The organism is Kribbella sp. NBC_01245 (assembly GCF_036226525.1).
Classification (GTDB): Bacteria; Actinomycetota; Actinomycetes; order Propionibacteriales; family Kribbellaceae; genus Kribbella.
Genome location: NZ_CP108487.1, coordinates 6,603,488 through 6,621,435 on the forward strand (window position 1 = coordinate 6,603,488; position 17,948 = coordinate 6,621,435).

The window sequence follows — 17,948 nt, forward strand, 5'->3', positions numbered from 1 at the left end:
CCTTCTTTTTCGTTCATTCGTCGGAATCCGCCCTCTGCTCACAGCGGACCTGTACCGGCCCGCGGCGGGAGAGGGCGGATTCCGACGAATGAACGAAAAAGAAGGCGGCAGCCGCCAACTATGCCCAGGGGCGGGTTTGCCAGTCGGGGGCGAGGAGGGACCAGACTTCGAGGTCTTGGCGGATGGGGCCCACCGGGAACGCCGCGCGGAGGACGCCTTCGTGGGTCAGGCCTAGGCGGCGGGCGACGGCCTTGCTCGGTTCGTTGTCGGTCGAGCACTTCCACTCGAGGCGGTAGATGCCGCGTTCGCCGATCGCCCAGTCGATCAGGACCTGGCAGGCGCGGGTGATCAGCCCCTTGCCCTGGGCATCGGCGTTGAGCCAGACACCAATCTCACACGTGCCGAAGCGCAGGTCGAAGGTCCGGAACAGCACACCCCCGACGAGTTCGCCGCCCAGCCAGATCCCGTCGATGCGCCCGGTATCGGCCGCCTGCCGATCGGCGTACGCCTGCAAGAACGAGCGAGCCGACGACTCGTCCACGACGACCGCCGCCCACGGGATGTACTGGACGATATCCGCCCGGGCCTTCTCCACATGGGCGAGGAACTCGGCGGCATGCCTCGGCTCGAGCGGGCATAGCTCGGCGTCGGCGGTGAGCTGAACGGCGTACATGCGACCTCCGGTAGCGCGGGCGGACACCAACAGCGAACACCCGCGCGAACCAGAGGCCCGATGGATTGCCGAGATCTGTTATTCCACGACGATCGTCAGCCGTTGGATGCCCCAGTTGTCGGCCGCCGGGCCGGGTGGGAACCAGACGTCCACGATGTCGTCCTTGATCCAGCTACCGATATCGGCCGCGTAGCAATGCCCATATCCCGGCACGTAGAACCGCGTACCCCACGGGATGATCCGGGCGTCGACCGCGCAGACCCCGGTCCCGGCGTTGTACCCGGACGCCGTCTGGGCCACGTCGTTGTACGCCGAGACCCGATAGCTGAACGTCGTACCAGCGGCCAAGGCGAACGACGCCAGTTGGTTCGACGAGTTCAGCCGGTACGACGTACTGAGCTGGCCTGCCGACGCGGCCGACGAGTCATCGGTCCTCATCGCGTAGACCTGGTAGTGCGCACCCTGACAGGGATTGGCGTCCGTGACGGTCAGGGTTGGCTGGCCCCAATCGCTGATCCACTGCAGCGCCTGCCCATTCCGGAACGCGCGATACGCCGCGGCGCCGGCGACCCGGTTGAACGTGAACGTCACGCGTCCATCCGAACCAAGGCCGCCGGTCACCCCGCTAGGCGGAGGGAGTCGATCACTGACGCTGTACGCCGGAGCGACCTGGCCGTTGCCGTGGCCGCCGGAAATGGGTCGATCGGGGATTGGCCCGGTGTAGAAGTGCGCGCATCCGGGCAACGCGGCGGCAGCGGTGGAAGGTGTTGTGAGCAGTACGACGATACTGAGCAGGGCAAGCGAAAACCCTTGTAGACAACGGCTTTTGGGCATGACGAACAGACCTCCAGAGCGGGCGGATCTCACGAGGTGGCAATCCACAGCGTGAGCCCGCCGCCCTACTTAGTCAAGGTCTCGTCATAAATCGACGGAGCCCACCAGGTCGTTGACGCTCCGCAGCACCGGTACGTCGATAGGCCCTTCCGGCGCAACCGTGCTGCTCACCCGGAAGGTGTGCGACTCGCCCGCGCTGAGCGTGACCAGGCCCGAGTCCACCCGCGCGGCCGGGTCCAGCCGGTCGGGGAACAGTGCGAGATCCTTCACCAGCGCAAGCGCCTCGACCGTCACCTCGTACCCGCCATCGGTGGCCTTCGTCGCAACCGTGTAAGCCTGCTCCGGCGGCAGCAGTTGCAGCGTCGTGTCCTCGACGAAATACCAGTACGCCGCAAGGCCGTCGTCCGTCAGCACCTCGACGTACTCCGCCTTCCCATCCAGCGAAGTCGCGATCGCCGCAGGCAACAAAACGGTCAAAGCCGCGCGAGCCTCGACCGTGACCTCGACCTCCTCGGTCGCCAGAACCTCCGAGCCGACCGTCCGACGCCGAAGCGTCAACCGCGTCGACCAGACCTCGTCCGAATCGTTGTGCAAGGCAACGACCGGGCCGTCGGGCCGAGGCTGCACGCTGATCAGGCGATCGGCGAAGACGCGGCGAAGCGCGTACCACAAGGGTTTGCGGATGCCGTGGCCGTCGACGGCCGCCCACGAGATGACCGGCCAGTTGTCGTTCAGCTGCCACACCATCGAGCCGGTGTTGAGCGGGAACAGACTGCGGAAGTGCTCGATGCCGAAGGCAACAGCCCGCGCCTGGTTCAGTTGTGTCGACCAGTGCCAGTCGTCGATGTTCGACCAGACCGGCAGGTGTTCCCCTAAACCTCGCTCGAGCTTGAGATTGCCCTCGAACGCCTTCTGGTGCACGAGCATCTGCTCGGCATACGGATCGAGCGGCTCGTCATGCACGACCGACGTCAGCGTCGACCAGGCCGGCGGACCTTGGAACCCGAACTCCGCGACGAACCGCGGCTTGTAGTCGCGATACACCGAGTAGTCGACCTGGTTCCAGACGTCCCAGATGTGCATCGTGCCGAAGCGCTCGTCGTTCGGGTGGATGAAGTTGCTGTAGGAGAAAGGGCTGCCGGCCGAGTACGGCGTGCGCGGATCCAGCTCCGCGACGATCTTCGGCAGCAGGTCCAGGTAGTACCCCTCACCCCAGGTCCGGCCGGCGAGCGGCACGCGCCAGGACCATTCGACGTACCCCCAAATGTTCTCGTTGTTCCCGTTCCAGACCGCGATGCTGGCGTGCTGGCTGAGCCGCGTGACGGCCTGCCGGGCCTCGGCTTCGACCTCGCCACGCAACGGCTCCTCCTCGGAGTACGCCGCGCAGGCGAAGAGGAAGTCCTGCCAGACGAGGACGCCGAGCTCGTCGCAGATGTCGTAGAAGTCTTCGGTCTCGTAGATGCCGCCGCCCCAGACGCGCAGCATGTTCATGTTCGCGTCGATCGCGTCGCGGATGCTGCGCTCGTACGTCTGCCGGTCGAGCCGGGTGACGAACGCGTCGTCCGGGATCCAGTTCGCGCCGCGGATGTAGACCTTGCGCCCGTTCACTGTAAGGTCGAACGGGCTGCCGTGCTCGTCCGGAGCGACGTCCAGCTCGACCGTCCGGAACCCGACCCGCCCTTCCCAGACGTCGGACCCGAGCGCCACCTCAACGTCGTACAACGGCTGCTCGCCGTACCCGCGCGGCCACCAGAGGTCGACGTTCGCGACGGTGTTCCGCAGTACGACGCACTCGGTCCCAGGGAGGACGGTGGCCTCCGCGGTGGTGCCGCCGATCCGAACTGCGACGACCTCCGCCATCGCGCCGGGGCTCCAGGCCAGGTCGACGTGGGTTTCGAGCAAGCCGGCGCCGTCGGCGAGCGGTCGGACGGCGGCCAGGCGGGCGCCGGACCAGGACTCGAGGGCGATCGGCTGCCAGATGCCGACGGTCGCGACATCCGGTCCCCAGTCCCAGCCGAAGTTGCTCGCCATCTTGCGGATCGCGTTGTACGGATGCGTGTTGGTGCCCGGCCGAGGTCCGCCCGCCTCGGACAAAGCGACGGCCGTGTCCACCGGCGCGGCGAACTCGACCACCAGCTCGTTGCTGCCAGCAACCAAAGCGGAAGTGACGTTGAACCGGTAAGCCCTGTGTTGGTTGCAGGTCCGGCCGAGCTCGGTGCCGTTCAGGATGACCGTGGCGGCGGTATCGAGGCCGTCGGCAACGAGCTCCTGGACGGCGTGACCGTCCGGCTCCCACTCGAAGGTCGTCCGGTAGCTCCAGCCTGTCCGGCCGATCCACGCGAGCAGGCCCTCGTTGACGCCGTCGACCGGGTCGTCGATCAACCCGGCGGAGAGGAGATCGGTGTGCACCTCGCCCGGCACCGTCGCGGGTGACGGTTCGCTGAGCAGGCGCTCCAGCTCCGGCGGCACCGGCCCACTGGTGGCTCGCACGGTCCAGGTGCTGCCCGTCGCGCTGCCGAGCGGAACCCTACTCAGGGATGTCGTCACAGAGATCTCTCTTCCGAGAATGCACTGACAATATTTCGCCCCGACGCTACTTGACCGGTTCAGTAACGATCAAGAGCCCGCCCACGGAACGAATAGAGGCCGAAGTCAGGCGGTGTGGAGAGTGCGGCGCCAGATCTCCGCGATCAGCCGATGGCCAAGGGCGGTCGGGTGCACGCCGTCGTCGGCGATCGCGACCGCGCCGAGCGATTCCGCGCGCTTGTTCAGCTCGGTATCGGTCGGCACCAGTACCGTGCCGTACTCCGCGGCCAGCCGGCCCACCACCTCGATCTTCGGGTCGAGGTCCTCGCGCCAGGCGTGCTGCTCCGGCTTGACCGCCAGCAGGAACGGCTCCATCAGCACGATCCGCGCCCGGGCCGCGCGCAACGGCGCCAGCAAACGGCGGTACGACGCCTCGTAGGCCTCCACCGTGGTCGGGTCGGACTTGTCGAACCGCCGCCAGGTGTCGTTGATACCGATCATGATCGAGACGAGGTCCGGCTCGTGCCTCAGTACGTCGGTCTGCCAGCGCTTGACCAGATCGGCGGCCCGGTTGCCGCTGATCCCGGCGTTCACGATGCGCGGTGCGCGCGAACCGAGATCGACCTTGAGCTGGCGGACATAACCGCGGCCGAGACCGGCGCGCCAGTCGTCCCGGCGGCCGCAATCGGTGACACTGTCACCGGCGAAGACCAGCGTCGCGCGGGGATCCAGGATCGCCGTACTCATCGCATTCCTCACATTCCAGCCGTTACCCAGGACAAAGAAATCCCGCCGAAACCAGGGTCATTTAGGATAAGAACCGGTTCAGCGAGAGAACTCACCGAAACCTATCCCACCGAACGGGCGGGAGGCGATCGGTAGACCAGATTCCGGAGGAGCCACTGTGCCCCGAGTGACCATCAAGGAGATCGCCCGTCGTGCGGGCGTCTCGAAGGGTGCCGTCTCCTACGCGCTGAACGGTCAGCCGGGCGTGTCCGACGCGACCCGGGCGCGGGTGCTCAAGGTCGCCGAGGAGCTCGAGTGGGTGCCGAACCGCGCCGCCCGGATGCTGTCCGCCGCGCGCAGCGAAACGTTCGGCCTGGTGCTGGCCCGGACCGCGAAGACGCTCAGCGAGGAGCCCTTCTACATGGGCTTCATCGGCGGCGTCGAGTCCGTGCTCAGCACCAAGGGCTACGCGCTGACCATCCAGGTGGTGCCGGACCTCGAGACCGAGATGGCGGCGTACCGCAAGTGGTCGGCCGAGCGCCGGGTGGATGCGGTCATCGTGGTCGACCTGCGGGTGAAGGACCCTCGCATCCCGCTGCTGAAAAAGCTGGAACTGCCCGCCCTGGTCGTCGGCGATCCGAGCCTGGCCGGCGGCCTGACCGCGGTCTGGACCGACAGCCGGACGGCGATGACCGAGGCCGTCGAGCACGTCGCCGAGCTGGGGCATCGCCGGGTCGCCCGGGTGGCCGGACCGCCTGAGCACGGGCACGTGTGGATGCGCGACCAGGCGTTCAACGCGGCGGCCGAGCGGCTCGGTCTGACCGGCAGCATCCTGCACACCGACTTCTCCGGCGACGAAGGCGCGAGCGCGACCCGGGAGCTGATGACGGCCGACGATCGCCCGACCGCGGTGATCTACGACAACGACCTGATGGCGGTCGCCGGTCTGGGCACCATCCAGGAGCTCGGTCTGACCGTGCCGGGTGACGTCATGATCATCGCCTGGGACGACTCGACCCTGTGCCGCATCACGCATCCGACCCTGTCGGCGATGAGCCACGACATCGTCGCGTACGGCGGCCGCGTGGCGGGCCACCTCTTCGACCTACTGGACGGCGCCGAGCCCGCCGCCCACCTCAACTCGACGCCCAAGCTCCAGATCCGCGGCTCATCCGGCCCACCTCGGGCCTAAGGGCAGGCGGTGATGGTGACCGGGACGCCGTTCAGCGCGGCGGTTCCGGCCACGTCGTCGAGCAGGGCCGGGTCGGTCAGGTCGTTCGCGCTGACGCCGAGGACCTTGTTCGCCACCGACAACCGGGTGCCTTCCTTACTGTGGCCGAACCCGTGCGGCAGGCTCACCACGCCCGGCATCATGTCCTCGGTCGCCGCCACCTCGACGTCGACCGTGCCGGATGCCGAGGTGATGCGCACCTTCTGCCCGTCGGCAAGCTCGCGCCGACTCAGATCGCCCGGGTTCATCAGCAGTTGATGCCGGGGCTTGCCCTTCGTCAACCGGGTGGAGTTGTGCATCCACGAGTTGTTGCTACGCAGATGCCGCCGCCCGATCAGCAACAGCCCGTCGCCCTCGGAATCCCTGTCCAGCAAGGCCTTCCGCGCGCGATCCAGGTCGTCCATCAGTAGTGCCGGCACGAGGTCGATCCGCTTGTTCCGCGTCCGCAACCGCTCCGGGAACGACGGCTGCAACGGCCCAAGGTCGATCCCGCCCGCGGACTTCCGCACCTTGCGCAGACTCAACTTGTACGGCCCGGTGCGCAGGCCCGCCGCCACGATCAGACGCGGGTTGAGCCGCAATGTGGCCAGCGACGGCAACGCCTTCTTCAGCCGCTTGGCGTCGAACGTCGCCTTGGTATACGCGTAACCGAGACCGCGGAAGATCTCCCAGTCATGGCGAGCGTCGTCCGGTCGCGGCAGCACGGCCGCGTTCCAGCGGGCCGTGTTGCGCACGGCCAACTGGTGGAAGACGAGGTCGTAGTGGTCCCGCTCCAACGGTGGTGTCGGCGGCAGAATCACGTCGGCATGACGAGTCGTCTCGTTGATGTACGGGTCGACGGCCACCATGAAGTCCAGCGTGCCCAGGGCCTCGTCGAGCCGGCGGCCGTTCGGCGTGGACAGCACGGGGTTGCCCGCGATCGTCACCATCGCGCGGATCCGCCCGTCGCCCTCGGTCAGGATCTCCTCGGCGATACTCGCGGCGGGCAGCTCGCCACCGAACTCGGGCAGTCCGCGCACCCGGCTCTTCCAAACGCCCGCATGACCACGGCTCATCCGGCTCAGGATGTCCACGGCCGGCTTCGGGACCAGCGTGCCGCCCGGGCGATCGAGGTTGCCCGTCACTATGTTGAGCAGCTGGACGGCCCATTGGCAGACCGCGCCGAACCGCTGGGCCGATACGCCGAGCCGGCCGTAACAGGCAGCCCGATCCGCCGCCGCGAACTCGCGCGCGATCCGGCGGATGACGTCGGCGTCGATACCGGTGATCGGTGCGGCCCGTTCCGGCGTCCACCCGGCGAGGGCTTCGCGGAGTTCCGCCAGCCCATCGACGTACGGCGCTGTGTCCTCGACGCCGTCGGCCAGCACCTGGTGGACCAGCGCGAGCAGGAACGCGGCGTCGGTCCCCGGCCGGATGAAGTGGTGCTCATCGGCAACGGCGGCCGTCTCGGTCCGACGCGGGTCGATCACGATCACCCGGCCGCCACGCGCCCGTACTTCCTTGAGGCGTTTGGCGAAACCGGGCGCGGTCATCATGCTGCCGTTCGACGCGAGCGGGTTGGCGCCGAGCATCAGCAGGTACGACGTACGGTCGATATCGGCCACCGGGATCATCAGCTGATGCCCGTACAGCAGGTACGACGCGAGCATGTGCGGCAATTGGTCGACCGAGGTCGCGCTGAACCGGTTGCGCGTGCGCAGGAGCCGGACCAGCGGCGGCATATGCGTCAGAGCGCCGAGGCTGTGCACGTTCGGATTGCCCAGGTAGACGCCGACCGCGTTCTTCCCGTGCTCACGCTGGATCGTCGCGAGCCGTTCCGCGACCAGGTCGTACGCCGCCTGCCAGGAGAGCTCTTCCCACCCATCAGCCGTACGTCGTACCGGGCGTTGCAGCCGATCGGGATCGTCCTGGAGGTCGCGCAGCGCCACCGCCTTGGGACAGATGTGCCCGCGCGAAAGCGGGTCCGACTCGTCGCCGCGGATGTCGGTGACCCGGCCGTTGTCGACCGTGACCAGCACTCCGCAGATCGCCTCGCACAGGTTGCAGGATGTCCGCCGTACCGTCGCCGTCATCCCCTCAACCTACCCACAGGTAGCCCTCGCGTCACGAGGTCAAGGTCACGGCTGGAAGGTCAGGGTTGGGAGGTCAGCTCGGCGAGGTGGCTTTTGAGGATCGCGCGGACCCGGGCCGGCGTCGCGCGGGTGTGCTGGGTGGCGGCATGCAGGGAGAGGCCGTCGATCAGGGCGTGCAGGCGGTCGGCTTCGGCGTCGAGGTCGAGGCCTTCGCGCAGGGCGCCCGCCTCGGCCATGCCGGTCAGGACGGACGCGCAGAGACCTCGAAGACTTTCGTGCACGGGGGTGAGGTGCTCGCGCAACAGCGTGCTGGCCTCGTTGTGCGCGCTGGCCTGGGCGACGAACGCGAGCCAGACGTCGAACTCGACCCGGCGCTCCTCGTCGAGCGGGATGACCTCCTCGAGGTACTGCATGGCCCAGCTGCTCGGCGGGCCGGACGGCTCCACGGCCGAGACCCGTTCGGTGACTCGGCGCGAGACCAGCTCCATCGCGAAGCTGAGCAGGCCGGCCTGGTCGGGGAAGTAGTACCGCACGGCGCCGGGCGAACTGCCGGCCTCGGCGGCGACGGTCCGGACCGAGACGGCCGGGATGCCGTCGCGTCGGACGATGCGCCAGAGCGCCTGCGCGATCTCCTCGCGGCGGGCGTCGTGGTCAACGATCTTGGGCATGTCCCTTTTTAGCACGGTCGTGTTATCGTTGCTCGAAGCACAGTCGTACTAAATAAACTGAGACAAGGGGACTCTCGTGTTGCTCGCCGTCATCGCCGCCTGTGAGATCGGGTTCTGGGTGCTGCTGGCCGCCGGTCTGGCTGTGCGCTACCTGCTGCGGATGCCTCGGCTCGGCCTGGTGCTGCTCGCGGGTGTGCCGTTGGTGGACGTCGTCATGCTGGTCGCGAGCGTGATCGACCTGCAGAGTGGCGGTGAGCCGTCCGGCAAGCACTCGCTGGCCGCCATCTTCATCGGCGTGAGCGTCGGCTTCGGGCATCAGTCGATCAAGTGGGCCGATGGTTGGGCCGCCTACAAGTTCGCCGGTGCGCCGCGGCCGGTGAAGCCGCCGAAGGGTGGTCCGGAGCGCGCCCGGCGGGAGCGCCAGGGCTGGTTCCGGCATCTGCTCGCCTGGTCGATCGGCTGCGGTTTGATGCTGGCCGGCGGGCTGCTCGCGGGCGGCGTCGATCAGGCCGGCGCCCTGCTCGGCCCGGCAACGACGTGGACGCTCGTGCTGGTCATCGACGGCCTTGTCTCCTTCAGCTACGGCATCGGTAAGGGCACAGGCGGCGGCACAGGCGGCAGAGGCTCTGGTGAAGGTGACCGCGAGTCGCGGCCCGAGGCGTCGTTGAGGTCGTAGATTGACTGCATGGCCTCTAAGCAGCTGGTCGGGCGGGTCTGGTTCGCCGGCACCGCCCTAGTCGTTGCCGTTGGCATCATCCTGCAGTTGGTCGTCACCGGGGGATCGGCCGGCAATGGTGTCGGGTTCTATCAAGAGAATCCCGAGCGCGTGCTGAACGTCTTGGTCTTTTTCACCATCCAGTCGAACCTGTTGCTCGGGGCCACCACTCTGCTGCTGGCCATCCGGCCCGAGCGAACATCCCTGCTGTTTCGCACTCTGCGGTTGAACGGCGTGCTCGGCATCGCGGTCACCGGCATCGTCTACCACCTCGTGCTGGCCGATCTCGACGACCTGTCGGGTGGTGCCGCCGTCGCGAACCTGCTGCTGCACACGGCGACCCCAATCCTCGGTGTGCTCGGCTGGCTGATCTTCGGCCCGCGCGGTCAGACGGACGAGCGAGCCGCCGCCTGGTCGGTAGTGTTTCCCGTTGTCTGGTTGGTGTTCACGCTGATCCGTGGTGAGTTCACCGAGTTCTACCCGTATCCGTTCGTGGACGTGAACGAGCACGGCATGCCGACGGTCTTGCTGAACTGCCTGCTGATCGCCGTACTGCTCCTCGGCCTCGCGGTAGGCGCCGCCCTACTCGATCGAAGGATCCGGGTCGATCGAGCGACCCGTCCATAATGCTCATCACGTCCAGGTCGTACGCCGAATACGAGGCGATGTTCGACCTCACCACTTTGCCGGCCTCGGTACTGGACTGCTGCGCCGGCGGCTCGGGTTTCACCGCCGAGGCGTCGCGTCGTGGTGCCGAGGCGGTCGCGGCCGATCCGGCGTACGACTTGCCGCGCGCTGAGCTGGCCGACGCCATCCGGTGGAGTGCGACCACAGGGCTGTCGATTGTCGACCAGAACGTGGATGACTTCGTCTGGGATTGGTATGGCACACCCGCGGCGCGTGACGAGATGCGCGCCCAAGCAGCGCAGGCCTTCCTGACCCATTGGGAGGAGCAGCCCGAGCGGTACGTGGGTGCGGGGCTTCCCGATCTACCGTTCGCGACTGGTCAATTCGAACTGGTGTTGTGCTCGCATCTGCTCTTCACGTGGGCCGGCAAGTTCGACCTCGACTGGCATTTGCAGGCGTTGCGCGAGTTGGTCCGGGTCTCCGACGGCGAGGTGCGGGTCTTCCCGCTGGTCCACCAGGGCGCGGGCGAGCCGGTCGCCTTCCTGCCGGAACTACTCGAGCGACTGGCCCTGCCCAGCGAGATCCGCAAGGTGCCGTACGAGTTCCAGCGGCACGCCGACGAGATGCTCGTACTCAGCAAACTCTGAAAGGTTGGTCCCGACGCCAACGAGCCCCGGCGTAGGGTGCCGGGGCTCGTTGGCTGAGGGGTTTCAGTCGACCGGAAAAGCTATCGGAGACGGTGTACTACCGGAGGAAGCGGCCGCACACCGGCCACGGCTGGCTGCCGCGCTGCGCGTAGAGCTTCTTGGCTCGCATGTACTGCTCGGCTGCCGACGCGTCGATCGGGTTGCCGGTGCCACCAACGCTGCGCCAAGTCTGCTTGTCGAACTGGAACAGGCCGTAGTAGCCGGCGGGGTTCACCGCACGCGGGTTCAGGCTGGACTCGCAGTTGGCGACCTTGCGCCAAGCGGCGGTCATCTCGGCGCTGCCGCCGGTGGAGCGCTCGCTGGACCGGCTGGTGCGCTTGGTGGTGCGCTTGCGCTCGGTCTTCTCCGCGGCGGGACGCTTCTTGACGATCTTGGCGGGAGCTTTCCGCTCGGTCTGCTTGCGCGGCGTCGCGACCTGCTTGCCATCGAGGGAGAGCTGCTGACCGATCAGGATCAGGTCCGGGTCGGCGAGCTTGTTGACGCGGGCGAGCTCGTGCCAGTCCAGACCGCGCTGCGCGGCGATCTCGGAGAGGGTGTCGCCCGGCTTGACGGTGTAGTCGGCGGACGCGAAAGCGGCACCGGCTCCAGTAGCGGCAATACCGGCCCCGAGGCCGGTGATGGAAAGGGTCCGTACCACGTGGCGGGAACGCCTGGGACGGGCATGACGTGCTTTGGACATGGTGTTTCTGCTCCTCACGAGCTGGATTTAGGCAAACTTCTTCCAGCCCGGCCGATACAGCCTTGTGCGCACTTTCCCCGAGATCCCGCGAATTTCCGTCGTGCGTGACGCGGATGGCGAGACGGTGGTGGTCGTCACCTGGTGCGTGGGGCTCGGATCGTCGGCGGTTTCCCCAAAGGAACCAGCCGTACCGGGCTCCGCAATCTGGTGAGGTACCACTCCCTTCGGGCAGCAGGGGAAATGGCACCGGGAAAGGTTCACCCGGTGATCACGTAACGGTAACGACGCGACCGACACATCGTGCGGGACGATTCGGCGGAAAACAAGAGATGCGTGATCTTGGTCGCACCAAATTCAGGCAAAAGCACGCAAAGTGATCAACGCCGAGCGCAACGCTGAAGTGGATTTCACGCTAAGCGACCGAATTCTCACCGCCCGCGGCGCATTCGATCGCCCCTGGTGATGAGCCTGCCGTTCAGAGGGTGACGGGCCGGCGGCAGGCCGTAACCCCCACTCGTTGATTACAGAGGGGTGACAAACATCTCTCGACAACTCACACTGACAGTGACTGATTTGAGACGGCTCCGGTACTCTACGGAACCGAGGAGTCTCCGAATCGGGCGATGCATGACGCCAGGGGGGCGGAGGCGGTGATCCGGGTAGCTATCGGGCATCGCGGCAATTTAGTGCGTGGAGCACTGGCCGCGGTTTTGTCCAGAGAGACCGATTTGACCGTGGTCGCGGAGTTGGAGAGTGCGGATGACGTGCTCATCTCCGCCAGCGGTCCGCATGTCATCGTGCTCGATCCACTCCTGCCGGGCGATATCGGCATAGAGGAGTTATGCCGGCGCCTGGCCGGTCCTGGGGTGCTGATCCTGATCGAGCGGGACGAGGCGACCAGCTCGCTGGCGCTGGCACTGCTGCGTCAATCGCCGCGGGTCGGTTTGCTCGCGACGGACGCGTCTCCGGACGATCTCGTGGACGCCGTACGGCAGGTGGCGACCGGGAAACCCGTGCTGGATATCGAGCTGGCCATGGCTGCGCTCAAGGCGGGTGACAATCCCTTGACCGGACGTGAGGCCGAGGTGCTGCGAATGGTCCGGACGGGTGCGACCGTGCCGGAGATCGCGCGCACTCTGTGCCTCAGTGCCGGCACCGTCCGGAACTACATGTCCCGGATTCTCTCGAAGACCGGCGCGCGTAGCCGGATCGACGCGATCCGCAAGGCTCAGGACGCCGGCTGGATCTGATCGCCCTGCTGCCAGTGGCCGACCAGCTCGCGGTAGAGCGGCGACTCGGCCAGCAGGCTCGTGTGGGTCCCTACAGTCGGGTGCCGCCCGTCGAGCACGAGGACCCGGCGGGCGCGGAGGGCCGAGCTGACCCGGTGGGCGATGACGATCAGGCCGCCCGACCGTGCGGCGAAGGATTCCTCGGCCCGGCGTTCGGCCTCGGGATCGAGATGGCAGGTGGCCTCGTCCAGGATGACCAGCGGCGCCGGCGACAGGTAGGCCCGGGTGAGGGCGATGAGTTGGCGCTCGGCAGGGGACAGCTGCCCGGGACGGACACACGCGTCGAGACCGCCCAGGCGTCGTACCAGGGCGGTGGCGCCGACGGCCTCGATCGCGGCGTCTACGTCGGCCGGTGTGGCGGTGGGGCGTAGGTAGACCAGGTTGTCCCGGACGGTGGCCGAGAAGACGTAGGCCTCCTGTGGGATCAGCACGCGGGTCTCGGGCGCAGCCTGTACGGCGGGTACGCCGCCGACGTGGATCCGCCCGCTGGTCGGCGGCATCAGCCCGCAGATCAGCGCCGCGAGGGTCGACTTGCCGATGCCGCTCGGACCCACGACCGCAAGATGCTCGTTCTCGGCGATGTCCAGGTCGAGGCGTTCCAGCACTGGCTCGGCGTCCGGTCCGTAGGCGAAGGACACGTTCCTGATCCGGACCTGATGTCCGCGGGTCGCGGTCTGGGGTGGCGAGGTCTGGGTGGGGCTGGTGTCGAGGATGCGGCCGAGCGTCACGACGTACCGCAGGCCGCTGTCGCCGAGCGCCGCCATGATCGTGCCGAGGGCCGGCTGCAACCCGAGCAGGACGTACGTCAGCCCGCCGAGCAGGGTGCCCGTGCTGACGCCTCGGCCGGCCAGCCAGGGTGCGGCCGCGAGCAGGATGAGTAATGGCAGCCAGCCGCCGACGGCGAAGCAGAGCGTCCGCAGGGCCGCGACCTTGGCGAGCGCCCGTTCGGCCGCCGCATGCGCCTCGATCGGTACGCCGACGAGACCCGCGGCGTACTCCTCGGCGCCCGCGGCCGTCACATCGCGAATCCCCGCGAAGGCCATTCCGGCGGTGACAGCCAGGTCCTCATCGGCACGGATCGACGCTCTGACCCGGCCCGCGGCAAGCCCGAGCACGGCCAGCGACAGCGCGAAGCCCAGCAAGAACGGGGGAATCACGAGGGCCGCGATGATCGGTTTGAGCGAGAGCAGGCCGACGACGACGCCGATCACGGTGACCAGGAAGTTCCGGACGACCAGGATCAGCCCGGCGTACGTGTCCCGGACGATCTCCACCTGCCGGTTCAGCCTGGCCACCGCGCCGTCGTCCCGTGTCCGGCTCAGCGCGCCTTCGACCACCCGGCCGACCAGGGTGTCGCGGAACGGTTCGACCAGGTCGCCAAGCCGTCGGTAGACCCGGCCGGCGCCGATCGCCCCTACGCACGCCGCCACGACCAGACTGCCCAGCCACGCGAGGCCCCTCGCCGTACGGCCGTCCAGGAACGCGTCAGTCGCATGGGCAACGGCCAATCCGTAGCACAGCGTCGGCAGGATTTCCGGCACGGACCAGGCGGCCAGTACGACGGTCGGCCGCCGCCGCATCGCGTGAAGTCCGAAGGCCAATTCCCGGTTCACTGGAAGGCCTTCCGGTATGCCGGGTCCTGCAATAACTGCTCGTGCGGGGCGAACCCGCGGACCTGGCCGCGCTGCAACCAGATCACCAGGTCTGCTCGCGCGGCCGTGGCGGCCCGATGCGTCACGATCAGTTTGGTACGGCGTAAGGGGTCGTTCGCCAGGGTCTGGCTGATCTGGAGTTCGGTAGCGGTGTCGAGGCTCGAGGTGGCGTCGTCGAGGACCAGCAGACGACGGGCGTGCCATGCTCTGGCGAGTCCCAATCGTTGCCGTTCGCCCCCTGACATAGGTGCTTCGAGCAACGGAGTCTGATAGCCCTGCGGTAACCGGCTGACGAAGTCGTGTGCGCGGGTCGCCCGGGCCGAGGCCAACGTCCGCAGCGGATTGACCGCGCCTCCGGAAATCGCCTCGCCCACCGTCGCGCCGACCAGCGTTGGCCGCTCGAACGCGCAACCCACGGCGGAGCTCAGCGCCTGGGAACTCAAGGCCTGCAAGGGAATTCCGTCCAGCAGCACCAGTCCGTCCGACGGATCACGAAGGCGTGCGGCCAGCTCGGCCAGCACCGATTTGCCCGCGCCGCCTGGTCCGACGACGGCCACGGTCGATCCGCCCGGCACCTCCAAGTCGATTCGCAGTCCGTCCGCGGTCACCTCATCGAAGGTCAGCCGGCCGGGGCCGGGTGGTAGCGAAAGGGTGCCATGGGCAATGGGTTCGATGTCCAGGCTGATTCGCTGCAGGCCGGCGCGGGATCGGGCCAATTCGCCCAGGACACCGGTGAGGCTGCCGAGGCCCGCGCCGAGTACGGCGTACTGGGCGGCGGCAAAGAGATCGCCCGCGGTGATGCGGTGGTTCGCGAGCTCGATACCGGCGACGGCCAGAACGGAGATGAGGACGAGTGGTCCGGCAACGGCGGCCTGAGCACCGGATCGCGCGAGCACTCGCCAGGTTTCCAGGCCGTGCCGGTGGAGTTCGGGTAGCAGTGCGAGGATGCGGCGTTTCTCGACCGAGGTGGTCCGCGCAGCGGTGATCGTCCGGATGCCTGCCAGGGATTCCGTCAGGAGGGCCGCGATCCGGCCCTGGGTTTCTGCGTACGCGAGGCTGACCTCGGCGGTTCGCCGGGCGAAGAGCCAGAGCACACCGATGACGAGCAGGACGCCTAGGAAGAAGGCAACCGCGAGCCACGGGTCGATCCGTATCAGCAGGACGAGACTCCCCGCAGGCGGGATGATCGCGGCGAAAGCGGTGACCCGGGCGATACCGGCCTGAGCTGCGTCGACCGCGCTACCCGAGACGCGGCTGACCAGGTCGCCGGTATCGCATTCGCGGACGCCGGCGGGACCGCCCGCCAGGACGCGACGTACCAGTTGGTGGCGTAGCCCAGCCGTCGTACCGGCTTCGTAGGCCGTGCCCGCGAAGGAGTCCACGAGGCTGCAGGTGATACCGAGGACGACCAGCCCGGTGGCGATCGCCAACCAGCCTTGGACGTTGCCATTGGCAACGATTGTGTCGATCGTCCGGCCCAGTACCGATGGCAGCGCGAGTGCCACACCGCTGCCCAGCAAGGCGGTGAGGCCGATCACGGGCAACCAGCCGCGGCCGCGCATCAGGTCAGCCCGGTGTTGGCGCCGAGGAAGGCGAGCATGTCCGCGGCCAGACCGACGCCACGGCTGACCGTGCCGTTGCCGTGGCCGACGCCGCTCTCGGCCCGGAGCAGAATGGGCCGCGATCCGCCGGTCGCGTGCTGGAGCGCGGCGCACATCTTGCGGGCGTGCCACGGATCGACCCGGGTATCGCCGTCGAACACGGTGAACAGCGTGGCCGGATAGTCGGTGCCCTCGGTCACCCGGTGGTACGGCGAATAGGCCAGGAGGTGGGCGATCTGCGCGGGGTCTTCGGCCGACCCGTATTCGGGCACCCAGGATGGCCCGAGGCCCGAACGTTCGTAGCGGATCATGTCGAGCACCGGCGCCGAGCAAACCGCAGCCGCGAAGAGGTCCGGCCGCTGCGTGATCGCCGCGCCGACCAATAGGCCGCCGTTCGACTCGCCGCACAACCCGAGCTGCCGCGAAGTCGTCCACCCCTCGGCGATCAGGGTCTCGGCCGCGGCGAGGTAGTCGTCGATGACGTTCTGCTTGCGGTCAAGAACTCCAGCTCGATGCCACTCGGCACCTTCCTCGCCACCGCCGCGCAGGTTGGCCGTCGCGAACACCCCACCGGCCTCGACCCACGCCATCGTGAATGCGGAATAGGTGGGGGTGAGCGACAGCCCGAAACCGCCGTACCCATAGAGGATCGCCGGTCGCGGGTCGGCGCCGGGTTTGGCCAGCACCACCATCCGGACCGTCGTACCGTCCTTGGAGGTGAACGAGATCTGGTGCGACTGGATCCCCTCGACCGGGCTCGGCGTCCCGTCCCACAACTCGACTGCGCCCGAGCGTGCGTCGTACCGGTAGACGGCCCCGGGCGTGACGCTGTCCGTGTAGCCGAACCAGGCCTCCGAACCCCCCGTCGGCCGACTGGTGAGCCCACCGACCGAGCCGAGGCCGGGCAGCGGTACGTCGCCAAGGCGCGCGCCCGTCTTCCGATCGTGACAGCCGATCTCGCTCAGCGCGTGCCTACTCCGGCCGACCAGCAACAAGTCATCCAGCACGGCGATCTCGGTCAGCGGTGCACCCGGAACCTCGGAGACCAGCTCCTGCCAGTGCTCCAGCTCGGGATGGAACGGATCGCCCACGCAGATCCGCCCGCTCGGCGCCTTGTGCGTGGTCGCGACGTACAGCCGCCCATCCGGTCCCACCGTCATCGCGGTTTGTGCGTCGACGCCATCTTGGACGACGCGGAGGTCGTGACCCGGCTCGGCCAGATCGACCAGCCAGAGGTCATTGCGCGAACCCTCCGCGGCCGAGATCGTCAGCCAGCGGCCGTCCGTACTGAGCTCCAGCCCGTACGACGCCGGCGCCGCTCGCACCACGAGGTCATCGCGACTACCGAGGTGGTGCCGCAGGACCTGGCGATTGCGAACGAAGTAGAACGCACGGCAGTCGGGCAACCAGGCGACTGGGGAGTACCGGCAACCATCGATCGGATCATCGGCCGGATCGCCGGTCTCGACATCGAGGATGTGCAAGGTGGATTGCTCGGTACCACCTCTCGAGATCTGGTAGGCGAGCAGGCGGCCGTTCGGGGACGGCTCCCAGTGGTCGAGAGTGGTCTGGCCGGTCGGATCCAGGTGCGTCGGATCGACCAGGGCCTGCTCGACGCCCGCGCGGACGACGTACAGGACAGGGTGGTCCTGCCCGGCGCGGCGGCGCAGGAAGAAGTGCCGATCACCACGCCAGACGGGCGGCGAGACCATGCCGGTCCGGGTTCGGGCGGCGACCTTGGTGCGGAAGGCGTAGCGCCCGGGCAGCGTCGCGGCGTACGTCAGCCATCGCTCGTCCTGCGCGGCCCGCCAGGCCACGGTATCGGGATCAGCGGTGTCCTCTAGCCATCGATACGGGTCCGCGACGACATGGCCGTGCAGCACCTCGACGATGTCTGAACGCCTCACCAACTCGCCTCCTCCCGGTCTCGTTGGCAACTCTCCATGGC

At 67.9% G+C, this 17,948-nt stretch carries 15 protein-coding genes; 5 read left to right on the plus strand and 10 right to left on the minus strand.

What is annotated here, in order from left to right; all coding sequences use genetic code 11:
• Window positions 1-118 precede the first annotated feature (118 nt).
• The 4 genes from OG394_RS30150 to OG394_RS30165 form a co-directional block, all read right to left on the minus strand.
• Complete coding sequence (locus OG394_RS30150; RefSeq protein WP_328990536.1) at window positions 119-673, minus strand: GNAT family N-acetyltransferase; 555 nt, start codon at window positions 671-673, stop codon at window positions 119-121.
• A gap of 78 nt (window positions 674-751) precedes the next feature.
• Window positions 752-1,507, minus strand: a complete 756-nt coding sequence (locus tag OG394_RS30155; protein WP_328990537.1) for a 3D domain-containing protein — start codon at window positions 1,505-1,507, stop codon at window positions 752-754.
• Between the two features lie 84 nt (window positions 1,508-1,591).
• Window positions 1,592-4,054 (minus strand): glycoside hydrolase family 2 protein, encoded by a 2,463-nt coding sequence (locus OG394_RS30160; RefSeq protein ID WP_328990538.1) that lies wholly within the window; start codon window positions 4,052-4,054, stop codon window positions 1,592-1,594.
• 105 nt (window positions 4,055-4,159) lie between these two features.
• Entirely contained in the window at window positions 4,160-4,780 is a 621-nt protein-coding gene (locus tag OG394_RS30165; RefSeq protein WP_328990539.1) for an SGNH/GDSL hydrolase family protein, read from the minus strand.
• Between the two features lie 157 nt (window positions 4,781-4,937).
• On the opposite strand from OG394_RS30165, the gene OG394_RS30170 reads away from it, so the two are divergent.
• Window positions 4,938-5,951, plus strand: coding sequence for a LacI family DNA-binding transcriptional regulator (locus OG394_RS30170; RefSeq protein WP_328990540.1), 1,014 nt, complete (start codon window positions 4,938-4,940; stop codon window positions 5,949-5,951).
• On the opposite strand, the gene OG394_RS30175 is transcribed toward OG394_RS30170, so the two are convergent.
• Window positions 5,948-8,062, minus strand: a complete 2,115-nt coding sequence (locus OG394_RS30175) for a molybdopterin-dependent oxidoreductase (RefSeq protein WP_328990541.1) — start codon at window positions 8,060-8,062, stop codon at window positions 5,948-5,950. The genes OG394_RS30170 and OG394_RS30175 overlap by 4 nt on opposite strands.
• A gap of 59 nt (window positions 8,063-8,121) precedes the next feature.
• Window positions 8,122-8,730, minus strand: coding sequence for a TetR/AcrR family transcriptional regulator (locus OG394_RS30180; protein ID WP_328990542.1), 609 nt, complete (start codon window positions 8,728-8,730; stop codon window positions 8,122-8,124).
• A 76-nt stretch (window positions 8,731-8,806) separates the two neighbouring features.
• Here OG394_RS30180 and OG394_RS30185 point away from each other — a divergent pair, with 76 nt between their 5' ends.
• From OG394_RS30185 to OG394_RS30195, 3 genes are read left to right on the plus strand one after another with little or no spacing between them, the layout of a single operon-like run.
• Complete coding sequence (locus OG394_RS30185; RefSeq protein WP_328990543.1) at window positions 8,807-9,406, plus strand: hypothetical protein; 600 nt, start codon at window positions 8,807-8,809, stop codon at window positions 9,404-9,406.
• Window positions 9,407-9,415: 9 nt separating this feature from the next.
• A complete protein-coding gene (locus OG394_RS30190) occupies window positions 9,416-10,072 on the plus strand; it encodes a Pr6Pr family membrane protein (RefSeq protein WP_328990544.1) in 657 nt (218 codons plus the stop codon).
• Window positions 10,072-10,719: a hypothetical protein gene (locus tag OG394_RS30195; RefSeq protein WP_328990545.1), complete on the plus strand. Its 648-nt coding sequence runs from the start codon at window positions 10,072-10,074 to the stop codon at window positions 10,717-10,719. Before OG394_RS30190 ends, OG394_RS30195 begins: the two co-directional genes overlap by 1 nt.
• A 97-nt stretch (window positions 10,720-10,816) precedes the next feature.
• Here OG394_RS30195 and OG394_RS30200 read toward each other — a convergent pair whose 3' ends face one another.
• Window positions 10,817-11,458: a transglycosylase family protein gene (locus tag OG394_RS30200; protein WP_328990546.1), complete on the minus strand. Its 642-nt coding sequence runs from the start codon at window positions 11,456-11,458 to the stop codon at window positions 10,817-10,819.
• Window positions 11,459-12,168: 710 nt separating this feature from the next.
• Here OG394_RS30200 and OG394_RS30205 point away from each other — a divergent pair.
• Window positions 12,169-12,708 carry a response regulator transcription factor gene (locus tag OG394_RS30205; RefSeq protein WP_328990547.1) on the plus strand — a complete coding sequence of 180 codons (540 nt, stop codon included), beginning with the start codon at window positions 12,169-12,171 and terminating at the stop codon, window positions 12,706-12,708.
• On the opposite strand, the gene OG394_RS30210 is transcribed toward OG394_RS30205, so the two are convergent.
• The 3 genes from OG394_RS30210 to OG394_RS30220 are packed head-to-tail and all read right to left on the minus strand — an operon-like array spanning window position 12,687 to window position 17,907.
• Window positions 12,687-14,360: an ABC transporter ATP-binding protein gene (locus OG394_RS30210; protein ID WP_328990548.1), complete on the minus strand. Its 1,674-nt coding sequence runs from the start codon at window positions 14,358-14,360 to the stop codon at window positions 12,687-12,689. The two genes, OG394_RS30205 and OG394_RS30210, sit on opposite strands and share 22 nt — an antisense overlap.
• Entirely contained in the window at window positions 14,357-15,961 is a 1,605-nt protein-coding gene (locus OG394_RS30215) for an ABC transporter ATP-binding protein (RefSeq protein ID WP_328990549.1), read from the minus strand. Before OG394_RS30215 ends, OG394_RS30210 begins: the two co-directional genes overlap by 4 nt.
• Entirely contained in the window at window positions 15,961-17,907 is a 1,947-nt protein-coding gene (locus tag OG394_RS30220; RefSeq protein ID WP_328990550.1) for a prolyl oligopeptidase family serine peptidase, read from the minus strand. Before OG394_RS30220 ends, OG394_RS30215 begins: the two co-directional genes overlap by 1 nt.
• Window positions 17,908-17,948: the final 41 nt, after the last annotated feature.

Bases quoted from the DNA above. Each gene is read 5' to 3' on its own strand.
- OG394_RS30150 (WP_328990536.1), bottom strand. From the start codon at position 673: ATGTACGCCGTTCAGCTCACCGCCGACGCCGAGCTATGCCCGCTCGAG.
- OG394_RS30155 (WP_328990537.1), bottom strand. From the start codon at position 1,507: ATGCCCAAAAGCCGTTGTCTACAAGGGTTTTCGCTTGCCCTGCTCAGT.
- OG394_RS30165 (WP_328990539.1), bottom strand. From the start codon at position 4,780: ATGAGTACGGCGATCCTGGATCCCCGCGCGACGCTGGTCTTCGCCGGT.
- OG394_RS30175 (WP_328990541.1), bottom strand. From the start codon at position 8,062: ATGACGGCGACGGTACGGCGGACATCCTGCAACCTGTGCGAGGCGATC.
- OG394_RS30180 (WP_328990542.1), bottom strand. From the start codon at position 8,730: ATGCCCAAGATCGTTGACCACGACGCCCGCCGCGAGGAGATCGCGCAG.
- OG394_RS30190 (WP_328990544.1), top strand. From the start codon at position 9,416: ATGGCCTCTAAGCAGCTGGTCGGGCGGGTCTGGTTCGCCGGCACCGCC.
- OG394_RS30195 (WP_328990545.1), top strand. From the start codon at position 10,072: ATGCTCATCACGTCCAGGTCGTACGCCGAATACGAGGCGATGTTCGAC.
- OG394_RS30200 (WP_328990546.1), bottom strand. From the start codon at position 11,458: ATGTCCAAAGCACGTCATGCCCGTCCCAGGCGTTCCCGCCACGTGGTA.
- OG394_RS30215 (WP_328990549.1), bottom strand. From the start codon at position 15,961: ATGCGCGGCCGCGGCTGGTTGCCCGTGATCGGCCTCACCGCCTTGCTG.